Source organism: Pseudomonas syringae group sp. 247E2 (genome assembly GCF_032587795.1).
Taxonomy (GTDB): Bacteria; Pseudomonadota; Gammaproteobacteria; order Pseudomonadales; family Pseudomonadaceae; genus Aquipseudomonas; species Aquipseudomonas amygdali.
In genome coordinates this window covers 940,215-957,356 of the sequence record NZ_JAWHPK010000001.1, presented here as the reverse complement: position 1 = coordinate 957,356, position 17,142 = coordinate 940,215, and the positions used below count along the sequence as shown (strand labels likewise).

Genomic DNA, 17,142 nt, shown 5'->3' with positions numbered 1-17,142 from the left:
CGCCGATAGGCGGCCTTTTTTATTAGCTGCGTAAAATCATCTGAGAAATTCCTGTCTTTAGTAATCGTATAGGTAGCCAAGAGGCTCATCCATTTCGTACAGTTGTAGGAGATTTTTCCTACAAGGATGATGAAGTGGCGATTCCGGCGGTTGAACAAAAAGCCATTGAAAAGGCACTAAAAAAATTCGACAAAGAGCTCAGGAAGCAGCCTGATTGGGCTACATGGGAATCGAATAGGTCACATAAGTTTGCTATCCGAGTTGAGGGACAGCTGTACCCTGCGAAAAAAATCGTTTCTCTAGCTACCGGTATTGCCGTTTATGACTTTACTGGAGGTAGGCCTACAAAATGGATATCTTCGTGCTCGCGGGTTTGAGGTCGTAGATCTACGTAAATCACCAAGACTTGAATTCGTAAAGGGAGAAATATATGACCGAAGATCTGAGATTCATACGCCGTTCGGCGGTAGTTTCCAAAGTGGGATAGCACCATCAGATAAAGCACCTGTAGTATTTTTATTCACTGGTTCGTCAGGCGAACAATACGGGTATCGGGACGAGATCGATGCGAGTGGTGTTTACTCGTACACTGGTGAGGGCCAAATTGGAGATATGACTCTAACCAGGGGTAATCTAGCTATTCAAAAACACGCAGAAACCGGTAGAACTTTACACCTTTTCAAAGCGCTTGATGGGCGGAAAGGACAGCAATACGTTGGTGAGTTTTCATGCGCAGATATTTCGTGGACCGACGGACCAGATCGAGAAGGCACTACACGAAAAGTTTTAATCTTTCACCTAATCCCTGCAATAGATCTGCTAACAAACGAAGAAAGCCCGAGAGAAATCTTGCAAGAAGACCAACAAGAAATTGACATAGAGATACTCCGCAATCGCGCATATGAAGCAACAGTTGCATTGCCTAGCAAAGGCAAGATGACGGCAATTCGTACAGTGTACGCTAGAAGCCAAGCAGTAAAAGACTATGTGCTACGAAGAGCTAATGGGGCATGTGAGAGCTGTGAGAAATCGGCTCCTTTCGTCACAAAAAAGGAACAGCCTTATTTAGAACCTCATCACATAAATCGCTTATCAGATGGCGGCTTAGACCACCCACAATTTATAGCAGCTCTCTGCCCGGCATGTCATAAAGAAATTCACTACGGAAAAATGGGCGAGCAGAAAAATGAGATACTTAAACAAATAATTTCATCAAAAGAATCTCCTTGGCTATCTAACAAAAAAAAGCATTAACTTTGCTAAACCAGAGTTTCAATATCACCAAACCCGAGCACAGACGGCTTAGCCAACCGTCTGTGGCGGTGTAGTGGTCGTGAGTTTCTAAAATCGAATAACTATCAAGCAATCCTTATTCGCACAACCTCAAGCTAATCCGAGCTGCCGAGACCCGCTGCCCTCTAAAAAATCGGAAACCCCTGACAGCCCCTCCCTCCCCTGTCCGATATCGACACGTTGCTAGCGCAAGTATCATATGCGCCGGTGCCTAAGAAACACCCAACGTAGATGCAGTGAGTTCACGTATAGCTTCAGATTCCAATCGTTCTAATCAAACGGGAATCTCGGCTTTGCTGATCCGCTCAGTTGGGTTTTCTTACGCCCGCTCTACGTTTGTCTTTAACGTCATTTCAGTTCATACGTAGAGGTCAGCATGTTAAGCAATCTGTTTCAGGCCAGTGCTCGTCAGCCGCGCGAGGTGTGTGCCGGTTTCACCCCAACCCCCTTCCACCGCCACAACCGCCAACTCCTCGCCCTCCTCCTCGAAAACCAACCCTGGTTCAGCGCCCGCGATCTCGGTCGCATGATCGGCTGGCCGTTGAACGAGCGGACGCTGCGCAAGCTGGACGCTGACCAGCATCGGATGATCACGCTCGACCTGCACGGCGAAGCACAGCCGGAGTTGATAGTCAGTGAGTCGGGGGCGTACGCGATGATGGTGCATCACTATCACGCGGAGAATCGTGGGTTGCGGCAGTGGCTTACCAATGAGGTGGTGCCTGCGTTGCGGGATGGGCAGTTGCCGTTTGATGACTGCACGCCGCACCTGAGCATGCTGCAGTGGCCGGGTTTGTCTGTGAGTATGTTGCACTGGCACGGCGAGCCGTGGATACGGTTGCGGGACATGCCTATGGTGTTGGCGCATCCGCAGATGCAGGTTGAAGCGCGGCCACGTAGTTTGGGCAGGTCTTGGTGGCGGGCGGTGCTGCCTGCTTCTCGGCTAGGTTGAATGCGTGGTGATGGCCGTGCCATGTGGGTAACGGCCATTGTGTCTCGTGGGATCAGTCTTTCAGGCGGCGTCGGTAGTCGTTGATCATTTCTTTGGTGACGTCATCCTTGTAGCAGATGGGTGCGTAGCCGCCTTTGCGGCTGTACGCGCTGCGTTTGCCACATTGACTGCCATTGCTGGCAGAGTTGTAGGGGCACGGGCAGCGGCCGGGGTAGCTGTCGATAGATTCCTGGATGATGGCTTTGACGATTGAGGCGTCTGTTACCTGGGCTTCTCTGGCGTTTGCGGAGAAGGCACAGAGGAATGCGAGTATGGCGACGAAGCCTGTCCCTGTCTTTTTCATGGCTATTCCTTAGCGAGTGCAGACGGGCGTCTGTTGCAAGCTTTTACCATGATGCTATTGAGCCATCAAATTTTGTTTATTGAGGCGATCTGGGGAGGCATGGCTAGGCCGAGCCTGAAATTTGGTTCGCAAATGATGTACCGCATACGTAGGTTTTGCTGCCGGTTCCCGGCAGATCGCGAACAAGTTCGCTCCCACGCCCTGCGGGCAGAAGCTTGGACTTATGAGTGATCCAGCATTCGCGTGATGGCTTGGATGTGACGCAGAGCGTCACGAGATGCGTGCCAACGCGGAGCATTGGCACGATAGGTATTACCGAGTGCCTGCGGGGCTACTACACCCCGCAGGCGTCCTCCATCAGAACTGCCAATCCAGCGACAAGCCCACGCCGTGGGTTTTATCCCGCGCACCGAGCAAGCCGTTGTAGTCCAGGTTGATGCGTGCATCCTTGCCCAGCGCCAGGCTGGCGCGGGCGCCGACTACGGCGGCGTCGCGGTCCATTGAGACGCTTTGCACGTTGAAGCTGTTGCCGGCGCTGGCGAAGGCCAGGTGTTGTTCCGACGAGGTGTCGCTCAGGTTGTGCTGCCAGCCGAGGGTGGCGGAGACGTCGAGTTTTTGTGTGTCGTTGAGGTTGAAGCGGTTTCCGGCGCGCATGCCCAGGGTCGAGAGCACGGTGTCGCGGGTGTCGTCGCTGCCTTTGAGGGCCATGGCGCCGCCTTTTTCGGTGAAGCTGTCGCTGTCGAAGTGTACGTAGGCCAGGTTGGCGAAAGGCTCCAGTGCCAGCGGTTGCAGGTTCAGGCGGTAGGCGGCTTCGGTGAAGACCTGGCTTGACTGGGCGTCACGCTTGACCTTCTGGCGGTCGGAGAACGCGCCGAATTGCAGGTCGCGTTTCACGTCGATGCGGTGCCAGCTGTGCGATGCGCCTGCAGTCAGGCGCAAAGCACCCTGTTCGTGGCCGATGTAGGCGCCCAGGTGGTAGCTGTCTGCCGAGGCCCGCGAGTGGGTGTCGTCGCCAAGGCTCAGCGAGGTGTCGCTGTAACCTGCCATCGCGCCCAAACGGGTGTGTTCGCTGATCAGGCCGTCAACGCCTGCCAGCAGGCCGCCCAGCGATGAGGTCGAGCTGGCGCTGTCGCTGCTGCCGCTGTTTTTGCCCCATGCGCCGAGCGCTTTGACCCATACCGAATTGTCTTCGCTGCCCGCTGCTGGCTGGTCGTACAGCCCTTCGACGCGCAGGCGATCACCTACGGCGTCGCGCAGTTGGCGGCTGTCGTTGATCAATTGTGTAGCGATGGCCGGGTGCACTTCTCCCGACAGTTGGGTGAAGGCGCGGCGTGCGCTGGCGGCGTCCTGGCTGAGGATGATGCTCTCATAGACGGAGTTGCCCGCACTCAGTTGCTCAATGGCCTGGGCCACGCTGCGTTGATTGGACGTTTGCGCCGCGCTGGCGAAGCTGTCGCCATTGCGCTCCAGGGCCAGGGTTACGCCAGTGCCGGTGTAAGCCAGGTTGCCGTCGAGGAATGCGTAGTTATCCGTCACCGAACCAAACTGACCCTGAATGCCGCCAGCCGCCTGCAGCACGTTGAACTGCTGACCCAGAACGCTGCGGGTCTGGCTGCTGCTGAGCAGTGCGGGATTGTCGTTTTCCAGAGACAGGGCCATGTTGGCACCGCTCACAGTCGCGGTGCCGCCGACCACGATGCGGTCGCTGGCAGTGGGCGAGAATTCAACCGCGTAGGTCGAGCCCGGTGCCAGGTTGAGGTCGCCCGCCACTTGCAGGGTGCCGATGGAGTTGCCCGGCGCGACGGTGCCGCCACGGTTGGCGGTCAGCGACGCGACGCTGCCGTTGCCACCCAGTATGCCGCCGTTGTTGACGGTGACCGCAGAGGCCAGCGAGCCGTTGATGGCCAGGCGCCCTTGATTGACCAGCGTCGGGCCGCTGTAGCTGTTGGCCCCGGTCAGCACCAGGGTGCCGATGCCTTGCTTGGTCAGTCCGCCGTGACCGGAGATGCCGTTGCTCCATACATCCAGCCCGCATTGCGGCCCGGTGCAAGTGCGTTGGGTCGGTTTGCCTGCGTCGACAATCGCGCCGACGCCGGGCAGGTCAGCGACGAACTGGCTGTCGCCGTAGGCGCCGTCGATGCGGAACTCGGCAGGAATATCTGCCTCGGTCACGAACATGCTCGGGCCGTTGACTGCTTTGCCGAGGTTGATCATGCCCCAGCCGTACAGCGCGTCGACGCCCGGTGCGCCAAGGTCGGTGGCGGTGGTCTTCAGGACGTCGGCGACCTGCGCGCCGGTCATGTACGGGAAGCGCTCCATCAGCACGGCCATGCTGCCTGCCACGTGTGGCGCGGCCATTGAGGTGCCGTTCTTGTTGGCCCAGCCGACGGTCAGGTCTGCAAGGCTGGTGCCGTTGAGCACCGAGCTGTAGATGCGCGTGCCCGGCGCTGAGACGCAGAAGCTGGCGGTGTAGCCGCAGCGCGACGAGAAGGTGCTCAGCGTGTAGGGCGTGGTTGCAGCTGCGGCGGCATCCGGGTTTTGTTGCAGGGCGGCGACGGTCAGCCAGTTGGGTGCGATTTCCGGTACGAAGTAGCCGAGCCCGGCCATCGCGTCCGGGTTGTTGAGGTTGTAGTCGTTGCCCGCGGCGAAGATGGTCACGACACCGCTGCGTGCGGCATCGATAGCGCCCTGATACGCGCCGCCTGGACGGGTGCCGAGGATCTGGCGGATCTGATCGAACTGCACTTGCGCGTCCTGCACGGTGAAATGCGGGAAGGCCGGGTCGCGACCGCCCTTGCTGAAGCGATCAGTAATGCCGATGCCCCAGCTGTTGTTGATGACCCGCGCGCCGCTGTTGACCAGCGCGTTCCAGCCAGCCTGATACACCGCGCCGTCGTTGCCCAGCACGATGCCGTCTTCCGGGCCTGGGTCGCCGTTGTCGGCGCTGATGATTTGCGCGTTGTAGGCCACGCCATGCATCGGCCCGCCATCACGATCGCCACCGGCGATGCCGCCGACGTGGGTGCCGTGGTTACCGAGTTTGCCGCCGGAGTCCAGAGTCGGTGCGCCGTCGTAGCGAAACGCGTCGCCCGCCTTCACCGGGATATACGGGTCGGTGTATTCACGGATACCGCTGGTGACCAGATTGATCACCTTGTTGGCGCTGGAAAACTCTGGATGCGGGGCGTAGACCGGCTGGTCGAAGATGCCCAGTTTGATGCCCTTGCCGGAGTAGCCAGCGGCGTAGGCTTGATCAGCATTGATCGCGCCCAGGCCCCAGTCGGCATTGAATTCGGCACTGCGCCAGCTGGCCGCATTGCCCGCCTGACCTGCTTCCACATAGGGTGCGGCATGTGCCACGCCCAAGGTCGCGAGGTAGCAGGCCAGTGCGCCGCAAGAGGCGCGGTTGATGGCGCGAATGGCCTGACCGAGGGGTTTGACAGAGGTGTGTCGGGTGGTGGATGCATCTTTCATGAAACGACCGTCCTTAGTTAACGCGCACGAATCTCCGCGCGCATGCATCTGCATGCGCGTCGTTTTTTTGGTTTGAGGGTTGGTTTGGGTTGGGTAATGCCGGGTTTAGAACTGCCAGTTAAGGCTCAGGCCGACACCGTGGCTTTTTTCCCGGCTGGCCAGTTGGCCGCTGTAGTCGAGGCTGACCCTGGCGTCTTTGCTCAATGCAACGCTGGCATGAGCACCGACCAGCGCGGCGTCACGGACCAGCGGCGAGCTTTCGATACCGAAACTGCCACCGCCCGAGGCAAATGCCAGGTGCTGCTCGGAATCGGTGTTGCTCAGGTTGTGCTGCCAGCCGAGGCTGCCCGACAGATCGATTTTCTGTCGGTCGCTGATCGCGATGGTTTTCAGCGCCCGTACACCGAGAGTGCTCAGCACCGCATCGCGGTTATCGCTACCGGCAGACAGGGCCGCCGCGTCACCCTTCTCGGAGAAGCTGTCGGTGTTGAGGTGGACGTAGGCCAGATTGGCGAACGGCTCGAGGGTCGCGGGTTGCAAGTGGATGCGATACGCCGCCTCGGTAAACACTTGCGTGCTCTGGGCATCGTGTTTGGTTTTCTCTTTGCCAGCAGCACCGCCGACCTGCACGTCGCGTTGTGCATCAATGCGATGCCAACTGTGCGCGCCGCCGAGGGTCAGGCGCAGTGCGCCGATTTCATGGCCGAGGTAAGCGCCCAGGTGGTAGCTGTCCACCGAAGCCCGGGAATGCGTGCCGGAGCCCATGTTCAATGAGCTGTCGCTGTAGCCCGCGACCACGCCCAGACGTGTGTCATCGGTAAGGTTGCCATCGACACCGGCCAGCAGGCCGCCAATCGAGGTGGTGTAACCGGCGGTATCGTCACGCGAGTCGGTCTTGCCCCAGGCACCTAGGGCTTTGATCCAGACATTGTCTTGCGCGGCCGTATTGCCATCAGTGCCGAATACGCTGGTCCCGAGACGCTCACCCACTGCATCGCGGATCTGCCGGCTGTCGTTGATCAGCACGCTGCCAATGGCCGGGTAGATCTCGCCGGACAGTTGCTGAAAGCTGTCTCGGGCAGCAGTTGCGCTTTGAGTCAGCAACAGGTTTTCGTACACCGCGTTGCCTGCGCCAAGCTGTTCGGCAGCGGTTGCTACGGCAGATTGATTCGGGGTTTGGGCGACGCTGCTAAATGCGCTGGTTTGCTCGACGTTCAGCGCGACGCCGTTGGCTGCGTAGTCGAGTCGGCCACCCAGAAACGCGTAGTTCGAAGTCACTGAGCCGAACTGGCCGTTCACGCCATTGGCGGCTTGCAGCACGTTGTACTGGCGACCTACGACGCTTTGGATCGGTGCAGAACTCAAGGCCACCGGCGTCGCGTTCTCCAGCGCCAGCGTCATGTTCGCGCCTGACACGGTGGCGCTTCCGGTGGCGACGATACGGTCACTGGCGGTGGGCGAAAGCTCAACAGCGTAGGTCGAACCCGGTTGCAGGGTGACATCACCGTTGACCTGCAACGTACCGATGGAATTACCCGGCGCAACGATACCGCCACTGCGCGCTGTCAGCCCACCGATCTGGCCGTTACCGCCCAGCGTGCCGCCCGCATTGACCTGCACAGCGGAAACCAGCGAGCCGTTGACCGACAGCAAGCCGCCGTTGACCAGGGTATCGCCACGGTAGGTGTTGGCGCCTTGCAGAATCAGTCGACCGGCACCGGATTTGACCAGGCTGCCTTGGTACTGACGCTGAGCGGCTGCGGCGGCTCGCGCAGTGCCGGTGGCGTAATCGGCCTGATCCTGCTGGCTGGCGGTGCTGGCAACGCCGTTTTGCCAGCCTTTGCTGATCAGGGTTTGCTGCCAGGTGGCCTGCTCGGCAGTGTCTTCGGCCTGACGCTGAAGCAGCGCCTGATCGGAAATATCGTTGCTCCATACATCGCTCACACCGGCCCCCAGGTTGGCGTCGAAGGTGCCGAGCAATTGACCGGGACCGCGCATCGCCCGCTCAAGATTGGCCACGCCCCAGCCCACGCTGTTGGTCGGTGCCTGAGTGACCGAGCCATCGAGCTGGGTGGCGGTGGTCAGCAACACTTGCAGCGCCTGCTCGTTATTCAGGTACGGGAAGCGTTCCATCACCAGTGCCAGCGCCCCGGTGGCGTGCGGTGCAGACATCGAGGTGCCGGACTTGATCCCGTAACCGCCGCCGGGCACGGTGCCGTTGATCAGTCGCCCGGGCGTGGTGATGCACCAGTATTTGGACAGGCCGCACTGGTTGTAGCGCTGACCGTTGCTGCTGTCGAGGCCCGATACAGCCAGCCAGTGGCCTTCGAGGTCTGGCTCGAAATACGGCAACGACGCCCGCACGCTGGCATTGGCGTAACCGCTGTTGCCTGCACTGAACACGTTGATCACGCCCTTGCGCGAGACGTTCGCCGCTTCGTCCAGCCAGGTTCCACGGTTGTAGTGCTGAGCGTAGGCCGCACGCACACCTGCCTCGGTGGCGTAGGTCACGTCGGATGGCTGGCTGCCCCAGCTGTTGTTGATGGCGCGTACTCCGGCATCCGCCAGCGCCCCATACACCGCCTTGAAATACTGCGGGTCCGGGCTCGGGCCGAACAGGAAGCTGTCGTTCTGATTGGTGTTGCCGACGTAGATCTGTGCGTTGTACGCCACGCCATGCACGCCGACGCCATCGCGCGCCGCGCCCATGGTGCCGGTAACGTGCGTGCCGTGGGTATCGTTGTTCGGGTTGATGGCGCCGGTGATGCTGAAGGGCGAACCGTCAACGTAAGTACCGGTAGCGGTGACTGCGTGATAGCGGGACAAAGTGGCTTCAGGGTGGGACGAATCAAAACCCGAGTCCAGCGCACCGATCTTGACGCCTGCGCCAGTGATGCCAGCGGCGTAGGCCTGATCAGCCTGAATACGCCCCAGGCCCCAGTCGCTCTGGAATTCTGCCGAACGCCAACTGGCAGCGTCACCCGGTTTGCCCTGCTCGACATAATCCGCGTAGGCAGAGCAGCCAAACGTAAAAGACAACGCACAAAGAGCACCGCTTGCTACTGGTTTAAACGAATAACGGACAGCACCCAAACGCTTGGACTTTCGCATCCCTGCACACCTGATAATGGTCGGCTCTTCATTGAGCGATTCCAGAACATAGTCTGCAGTTATGCACTTGGCAACAGATTTATTTCAATTCTGATACAAGTTTCAGGACATAAGGATAATGCATCACTGGATATATAGTTCAGTGATATCCGTTTGAATGTATTGAGTTTGTTTGGTTTTTTGATATAGAGGTAATTGAATTCAGTAGTGGCAATTTAATTGCACGCCCTGCACTTTGTCTAGTTTTCCAGCCAATATCTTCAACAACTTCAGTTAAGCGCCTTATTTATTCGGATATACCAATAATTGTCCGACAATAATTGATAATCACCCAAATGGAGTCTGCGTTACGGCAAACAGATGACGCGGAGCGTCATGAACTGCATGCCCACGCGGAGCGATGGGCACGATAGGTGGTGGGGTTGGGTTTTGTGTAAACGCACCCAGGCGCAATCCCCCCAATTCTCGTTACCACGCTCCGCGTGGTAATGCCGTTCTGGACGCTCTGCGTCCTCTTCGGGCTACGCCTTCTGAGGTCAGGCTGAGGTCCGGACAGTGGGGTTGTAGTGTGAACGCACCCAGGCGCAATCCCCCCAATTCTCGTTACCACGCTCCGCGTGGTAATGCCGTTCCGGACGCTCTGCGTCCTCTGCGCATGCTTAGCGACTGAATCGCTCGGCCAGGCTGTGCAGGTACTGCGCCATTTCTTCCAGTTCGCCGCTGATCTGCGAGCCTTGCTGCGCCTGGCTGGCACTCTCGTCGCAGAGTTGCGCGATACGGGTAATCTGCTGGCTGATGTTTTCCGCAACGTGGCTCTGTTCTTCGGATGCCGAGGCCATTTGCTGGCTCATGCCTGTGATACGGGTCACCGACTGGCTGATGCCGTCCAGGGCCTTCTGCACGGCTTCGACGCTGGCGACGCTTTCCTGGGAGATCTGCTCGCCTTTGTTGGCGGTCTGCACCGCACGGTCGGCACCATCACGCAGCGAGGTGATGATTTGCTGAATCTGCTCGGTCGAGGACTGCGTACGGGAAGCCAGCGAGCGAACCTCATCGGCCACCACCGCAAAGCCACGCCCCTGCTCACCGGCACGGGCCGCTTCGATGGCCGCATTGAGCGCCAGCAGGTTGGTTTGTTGAGCGATGGAGGTGATCACGTCAACCACGCTGCCGATTGACTGCGTCGCGCTGGCCAGTTCACCCACTGCGTTGCCGATGTCGGTGACCGAGTTGGCCATGTGCCGAATCGCCAACAGGCTTTCATCGGCCAGACCACGCCCCTGTTGCGCCAGTTTGTCAGCTTCTTCGGCGGCGTGGGCAGTGTTCTGTACGTTGTGGGTCACTTCCTGAATGGTCGCCGCCATCTGATTGATGGCCGTAGCCGATTGATCCGCCTCACTGCGCTGCTGGTCCAGCGACTCGGCCTGACGCAACGACAGTTGCGCAGAACGCCCGGCATGCTGGCGTACGCTCTCGCCGGTATCGGCCAGGCGCGTCAGGGCAGTTTGCAGGCGGGCTTCTTCGCTGAGCATGGCCAGATCGAGTTGCGCCTGCGGGCCACGGTTGTTGCTGTAGGTCAGCGCAACCAAAGAACTGGTGAACGCTTTGGGATGTTCTTCAAGGGTGTTGCGAATGCTGCGGCGCTGACGCATTTCCAGAAAAACGCCCAGCACCACCATTACTATCGGAATCATGATTATCGAAGGCAGATCGTCGAGCAGGTAGACGCCGACAGCGAGTGCCAGGGCGCAGAGGATCATCGGTAGCTGGCGAACCAAGTGATAGGCCGCCGAGCTGGTTGCCGACACCGCCGATTTGCCAGCACGCAGCCGTGCATACAATGCTTCTGCCCGACGAACCTGATCGCGGGTAGGCAACGAGCGTACGGACTCATAGCCGACGATTCGACCGTTTTCATACACCGCCGTCACGTAGGCGCTGACCCAGTAATAGTCACCCTGTTTGGAGCGATTCTTGACTACGCCCATCCACGGCTTGCCCTGCTTGATGGTTTCCCACATATGGGCGAACACCGAAGCCGGCATATCCGGGTGGCGCACAAGGTTATGCGGCTGGCCGACCAGTTCTTCGCGGGTAAAACCGCTCAACGCGACGAAGGCATCGTTGCAGTAGGTAATGTGGCTATTGAGGTCGGTGGTGGAGATGAGGCGTTCAGATGCCGGAAAAGTCCGTTCAGTCTGCGTGATAGGCATGTTGACGCGCATTAATAATTCACTCCGTGATAATGCTTGATATGCCGGGCGTGTGCTGAAGGTGTAGCACAACCCTTCAGGGTGGCAACCGGCAGTCCTCGTGCACTGTTATCGCCCACAAAACGCAGGGCTTTAGCGACAGGCGGCAATTAGGTGGGGCGGGGAACAGCAGACGGGCATGATTGCCACGTAGGAGTTTGCGTCCTGACGAGGATGCCTGCACCATGCCGCCCCTGGACGCGACGCGACTCAAGGCACCTTTATGGCACGCAACACGACATCTGCTCTGGCGGCATTGATCCGCACGTTTCGCAGGCTACTGAGCAGGGTTGCCGGTCAGACAGCGGATCAGCAACAACATGTGCAGCCCACCAAACCCACAGTGCATTCACCGCAACCGCAAAAGCCTGTCAAAACCAGCCGCGCCAAGCGCCCGGAAAAGCGTCGTGAACCGGCCACACCAAAGCTGCCGGCAAAGCCAGCAGCGCCAGCGTGTCCGCACTGTAAAAAAACCATGGTGATCAAGGTGGCCCGGACCGGCAAGAATGCCGGTGAGTTCTGGGGCTGTGTGGCGTATCCGAAATGCCGGGGCATTCGGCCGATCTTTCGTTAAACGCCAGACCGGTCACGCCCGCTCAAGGAAACAATGGGTTCAGCTGATGCCCGCCAACAGTTCCCGCGCCATGCGCCGATGCTCCTCGTCGGACTCGGCAATGACCTGTTGCAGAATTTCACGAGCCGACTCGAGGTCGCCCTCCTCGATCAGCACCTGCGCCTGATTGATCTGGCTGAGCGGTGGCTCTTCAAGGTCCAGCAGGTCGAACTCTGCGTCGTCGCTCATGAAACTGTCGAGAAAGTCATCGCTCAGGTCGTCAGCGGCGGCAGGTGCCACCACTTCGATGGGCTCGATGACATCGGGCTCGGAGAAATCACTGAGGAACTGCTCATCCGAGAGCTCAAAGACTTCCGGCAGTTGAGTCAGGTCCGAAGAAAAACCAGGGTCGACGTCAGCGGGGGCTGGCGCAGCAGTCGCCGCTGCTGGCTTGATGCGCGGCGGCGGGCTGTCGAACGGATCGACCAGATCCCAGTCGGCATCCATCGACAGGTCATCAAGGTTCAACTGAAACTCGTCCTGCGGATTCAGCGCCGCTGCGGCGGTTTCGTCCAGCTGCGCCGCGGGTTCAGGCTCCAGGTCGGGCTGCAGATAGGCGGCAGATTCTGGCTCGGGCTCGGACTTTTCGAAAGACAGCGTAGTAGCCGCGACCGCGGCGGCAGGGACGACCGCCGCCACAGGCGCAACTTCGGCGGCCTTGATTTGTGGAAAGCGGTCGCGGATGTCTTGAATGGTCTGCGGATCAACACCGTGCTCCAGCGCTGATTGCTCTTCGCGAACAAAACCGCTGCCGTCGCCCTGCTCCGCCAACAATTCCAGCAAGCGGATGCGAATGTCATCACGCTCCGGCTGCTTTTCCAGGGCGCTGCGCAGAATGCCCATCGCCTCGGTAAAGCGCCCGTAGGCGATGTAAATGCTGACGCCGTCCAGCGCATCCGGCGTAGAGCCAGCCGAACGTTGCGCTGCCGGTGGTTTGGTCGCTGCCGGGGTCGGTGGTGGCTGCACCACGGGCTGTGGCGCAACGGCGGGCACTTCGAACACCGGAAGCATGGTCGCCTGAGCAGGTTTGATCAGTTGCTCATCCGGCGCAACAGCAGGTGCTGCGGACTGTTTGCGCTGCTGGCGTCGTCTCGAATAAGCAAACGCTACAAGCAGAAGCACAATCAACACGGCAGCAAGCAGTATCGGCAGGCTCAGGAATGAATCGGTGCCTGGCGTCGGGGCAGCGGCCGGTTGAGCAGGAGTAGCCGGAGTCATTGCAGGTGCGGCAGGCGTGGCAGGTCGGGCAGCGGATTGCGCAACGGCAAGATCACTGCGCAGCGCGGTGATTTGCTTGTCCTTGCCACTCATCTGCTCTTGCAATTCTTGAGTCTGGGCTTTGAGCGCCTCCAGCGATTGAGCCAGTTGCTGGTTTTCAATGGCGGCCGCCGACAGTTGCTCGGCGGTGCGCTGCAACTCGGCAGGCTTGGGTGACGACGCCTCCGGGCTGGCGGCAGGCGCAGCGGCACTTGGCAATACCGCGGAATCGGGCAGCAACAAATCCTGGCCAACTTTAAGCGCGGAACCGGCGCCCGCCGCGAATGCCTGCGGATTGAGCAAACGAATGCCGTCTGCCAGCTGACTTGCCGAAACCTTGTTACCCGGCCCTTGCAAACGGCTGGCAATGCCATTCAGGGTATCGCCATTGGCAACCGTGTAATGCTTGCCCTGCACGGCGGCCGGTGGCGCGACCGGCATGCGGCTTTCCTGCGCCGAGGCCGTCGAACGTTGCGTGTTGCGGCTGCGCGTGGCGGCCAGACCTTGCGGTGAGGTGGCAGGATCAAGCAACACCGTATATTCGTGCAGCAAATCGCCATTCGGCCGCGCCAGCTGGACGAGAAAGCTCAGGTAGGGCTCGGTGACCGGTTTGGTGGAAACCACCCGGATCACGCCGCGATCGCCGCGCAGCACTGGGGTGAAGCGCAGGTCGTTGAGAAAGAACACCCGCTCTATACCCGCCTTGGCAAAAGCCTCGGGCGACGCGAGCCTGGCGACAACGTCTTCGTTGCTCAGACCACCGGTCTCCAGCAACTGGATCTCGGCATTCAACGGTTGGTTGAGCGCCGAGTGCAAGGTGATTTCACCCAGCCCCAGCGCAGACGCCAGCGTAGAGCAGGCCAGCAATGACGCCGCTATGACGCTCTTGCAAAACACCACGCGCGCCCTGCGACCTGCACCTTCGACAGCAGCCAGTGAACTCTTCAGCATGCGAACCCTTATAGAAACCACAGCAGGCTTCTCACGTAATCAGTTGGACTTCAGTATCCGTTGCAAGATTATGGTTGAGAACGCCCGGCTTCGTCTCAGGATCTTTCCAGATTGGCCAGAATCTGCGAGTGCACCCGCATGCTGACGCGCAAATCTTCCTCGCTCACGCCCTCGAACAGCTCGATACGCAGCACATTGGCGATGGTTTCAATCTTTTCAATCAGTGGCAAGGCAGTATCACTGAGCAGGATCTTTTTCGCGCGTCGATCCTCGACCACTGCCTGGCGCTGAACCAGGCCCTGCTTTTCAAGACTGTCGAGCAAACGCGCCAGGGTCGGCCCTTCGACGCCCACGCTTTGCGCAAGCTCGCGCTGGGTGGGCGGCTCGGTGAACCGGGCGAGGTGCAGCAGGACCAGCCAACGCGCCTGAGACAGGCCAAGATCGGCAAGCCGACGATCCAGTTCGGCGCGCCAGCCCCGGGTGAGATGTCCGAGTTGCATCCCGAAACGGTGTTCATCAGTCAATGGCATAAGGAAACTCATGATTCAAACTAATTATTAGCGAGCTAAGCATGGTCCTTATGTTCAGGCAAGCGCGGGACGGTGACGTTTCGTCGCACGCTGTTATACCTCAAATTCCGATTGCAACGCCGCTCGCACGCAATACAAAACGCCCTCCGGCACCCGCCCGGCAAACTGCTCGGCAATCGCCGACACCGGTGGTAGTTCTCCTTCGCCATCGAGAAAGGCATCCTGAACCTCGCCCAACAGGTCTTCCGGTAAGTCCAGTGCCTGCTCGATGGACAGCTGCTGCTTGCCGATGGCCTCGGCCAACAGGGTGTAGACATTCTTTTCCGAGCACTGCAACTGACCGGCAATCTGCGTAGGGGTCATGCCGGCACGCGCCAGGCTGATCAGCTCGTGGCGTACATCGGCCACCACCCGTGGTGCCTCGGCCTTGCCACTGAGCACTTCAAGAAAGGCCTCGCCGTAACGCTCCAGCTTGCGCGCGCCCACGCCGCCCACTCGGGCCATCTCGGCCATTGATCCGGGTTTGCTGCGCAGCATTTCCAGCAGGGTCGAGTCCGGGAAAATGACGTAAGGCGGCACGGCATGTTCCTCGGCCAGCTTGCGCCGCAAGGCACGCAAGGCCTCCCACTGCTCGCGCTCTTCGCCGCGCACCAGTTGGCTCGCCGGGCTGCCGGAACTGCTCTTTGAAGTGGTTTGTGGCTTGAGGTCGCGGCGCAGTTCCAGAGTAACTTCGCCACGCAGCAAAGGCCGGCACGTGTCGCTCAAGCGCAGGCCGCCATAGCCTTCAAGGTCGATGTCTGCCAGCCCGCGCGCCACCAGTTGGCGGAACAGCGAGCGCCACTCGGCCTCGGTGCGTGCCTTGCCGACCCCGAACACCGACAGATGCTGATGGCCGAAGCTTTCTACCTTGTCGTTGGATTTGCCCAGCAGCACATCGACCAGATGACCGACGCCATAACGCTGGCCGGTACGGTAGATGGCCGACAGCGCCTGACGCGCAGGTTCGGTGGCATCCCAGGTCTGCACGCCATCGACGCAATTGTCGCAATGCCCGCACGGGTTGGGCATGTCTTCGTCGAAATAGGCTAGCAGGGTCTGTCGACGGCAACGGGTTTCTTCGCACAGGGCGAGCATGGCGTCGAGCTTGTGCTGCTCCAGACGCTTATGGCGCTCGTCACCTTCGGAGTTCTGCAACATCTGCTTGAGCATCAGCACGTCTTGCAGACCGTAGGCCATCCAGGCATCGGCAGGCAGACCATCACGCCCGGCCCGGCCGGTTTCCTGATAGTAGGCCTCAAGCGATTTGGGCAGATCCATGTGCGCCACAAAACGCACGTTGGGTTTGTCGATGCCCATGCCGAACGCGATGGTCGCCACCATGATCAGCCCTTCCTCATTAAGGAAGCGTTTCTGGTTGGCAGCACGTGTTTCCGAGGGCAGCCCGGCGTGATACGGCAGCGCGGGATAGCCGTTTTCGCTCAGAAATACGGCCACTTCATCGACTTTCTTGCGCGACAGGCAGTAGACAATGCCAGCATCGCTGCGCCGTTCGGAGAGGAACGCCAGCAGCTGTTTGCGCGGCTGTTCCTTGGGCACGATGCGATAGAAAATGTTTGGCCGGTCGAAGCTGGACAGAAAGCGCTCGGCGTTCTGCAGGTGCAGGCGCGTGACGATTTCTTCACGGGTACGCTTGTCGGCGGTGGCAGTCAGCGCAATGCGCGGCACATCCGGAAACAGCTCGGCCAGTTGCCCCAATTGCAGGTACTCAGGGCGGAAATCATGACCCCATTGCGATACGCAGTGCGCTTCATCGATGGCAAACAGGGCAATTTGAAGGTTTTGCAGAAACGACAGCATGCGCGGCTGCACCAGGCGCTCCGGGGCGAGGTAAAGCATTTTGACTTCGCCCAGGCGAATGCGGTTGGCCAGCTCACGCTGTTGCTCGGCACTGAGGGTGGAGTTGAGCGCAGCAGCGGACACACCGAGTTCATCCAGCGTGGCGACCTGATCGTCCATCAGCGCAATGAGCGGCGAGACGACCACACAGAGCCCCTCACGCAACAGCCCCGGCACCTGAAAACACAGGGACTTGCCACCACCGGTCGGCATCAGCACCAGTGCATCGCCACCGTTGGCTACACGCTCGATAATGGCACCCTGGCGACCACGAAAACTGTCGTAACCGAAGATGTCTTTAAGTACGCGTTGTGCCTGCTCAAGCATAAAAACCCCGGAATATCCTGCTGCACTGCAAAACGGGGGAGTATACCCGAGCGCTCGGGAGCAATGGATGGCTCGGACATGAGCGGTCGAAATTAACCGCAATTGGCCTGCGCGCTGGCGCCAAGGACGCTCAGGGCCTAGAA

The 17,142-nt window shown here is 59.6% G+C and carries 10 protein-coding genes and 1 pseudogene; 3 read left to right on the top strand and 8 right to left on the bottom strand.

Translation table 11 applies throughout. From position 1 onward, the window contains the following. The first annotated feature begins 321 nt into the window (after nt 1–321). Both RYC18_RS04310 and RYC18_RS04305 read left to right on the top strand, forming a co-directional pair. Entirely contained in the window at nt 322–1,254 is a 933-nt protein-coding gene (locus tag RYC18_RS04310) for an HNH endonuclease signature motif containing protein (RefSeq protein WP_316883566.1), read from the top strand. Nucleotides 1,255–1,669: 415 nt separating this feature from the next. Continuing rightward, complete coding sequence (locus RYC18_RS04305; RefSeq protein WP_316883565.1) at nt 1,670–2,245, top strand: Bro-N domain-containing protein; 576 nt, start codon at nt 1,670–1,672, stop codon at nt 2,243–2,245. Nucleotides 2,246–2,297: 52 nt separating this feature from the next. Here RYC18_RS04305 and RYC18_RS04300 read toward each other — a convergent pair whose 3' ends face one another. The 5 genes and pseudogenes from RYC18_RS04300 to RYC18_RS26310 all read right to left on the bottom strand — a co-directional run. Next, the gene (locus tag RYC18_RS04300) at nt 2,298–2,588 is read right to left on the bottom strand and encodes a hypothetical protein (protein ID WP_316883563.1); all 291 of its coding nucleotides are present in this window, start codon (nt 2,586–2,588) and stop codon (nt 2,298–2,300) included. A 357-nt stretch (nt 2,589–2,945) separates the two neighbouring features. Further along, nucleotides 2,946–6,062 (bottom strand): autotransporter domain-containing protein, encoded by a 3,117-nt coding sequence (locus tag RYC18_RS04295; RefSeq protein WP_316883561.1) that lies wholly within the window; start codon nt 6,060–6,062, stop codon nt 2,946–2,948. Between the two features lie 105 nt (nt 6,063–6,167). Beyond that, nucleotides 6,168–9,173 (bottom strand): autotransporter domain-containing protein, encoded by a 3,006-nt coding sequence (locus RYC18_RS04290; protein ID WP_316883559.1) that lies wholly within the window; start codon nt 9,171–9,173, stop codon nt 6,168–6,170. 659 nt (nt 9,174–9,832) lie between these two features. Beyond that, nucleotides 9,833–10,867, bottom strand: a complete 1,035-nt coding sequence (locus tag RYC18_RS04285; RefSeq protein ID WP_410478348.1) for a methyl-accepting chemotaxis protein — start codon at nt 10,865–10,867, stop codon at nt 9,833–9,835. Between the two features lie 249 nt (nt 10,868–11,116). Beyond that, nucleotides 11,117–11,386, bottom strand: a pseudogene (locus RYC18_RS26310) (PAS domain-containing protein); the annotation flags it as partial. 262 nt (nt 11,387–11,648) lie between these two features. Between RYC18_RS26310 and RYC18_RS04280 the strand changes: the two are divergent. Then, entirely contained in the window at nt 11,649–11,999 is a 351-nt protein-coding gene (locus RYC18_RS04280; RefSeq protein ID WP_316883555.1) for a topoisomerase DNA-binding C4 zinc finger domain-containing protein, read from the top strand. Between the two features lie 39 nt (nt 12,000–12,038). Here the strand turns inward: RYC18_RS04280 and RYC18_RS04275 are convergent, their stop codons facing one another. The 3 genes from RYC18_RS04275 to recQ form a co-directional block, all read right to left on the bottom strand. Then, nucleotides 12,039–14,246, bottom strand: a complete 2,208-nt coding sequence (locus RYC18_RS04275; protein ID WP_316883553.1) for a FimV/HubP family polar landmark protein — start codon at nt 14,244–14,246, stop codon at nt 12,039–12,041. Between the two features lie 95 nt (nt 14,247–14,341). Further along, a complete protein-coding gene (locus RYC18_RS04270) occupies nt 14,342–14,776 on the bottom strand; it encodes a MarR family transcriptional regulator (RefSeq protein ID WP_002552570.1) in 435 nt (144 codons plus the stop codon). Between the two features lie 93 nt (nt 14,777–14,869). Further along, nucleotides 14,870–16,999 carry a DNA helicase RecQ gene (recQ, locus tag RYC18_RS04265; protein WP_005746239.1) on the bottom strand — a complete coding sequence of 710 codons (2,130 nt, stop codon included), beginning with the start codon at nt 16,997–16,999 and terminating at the stop codon, nt 14,870–14,872. Between the last annotated feature and the right edge of the window lie 143 nt (nt 17,000–17,142).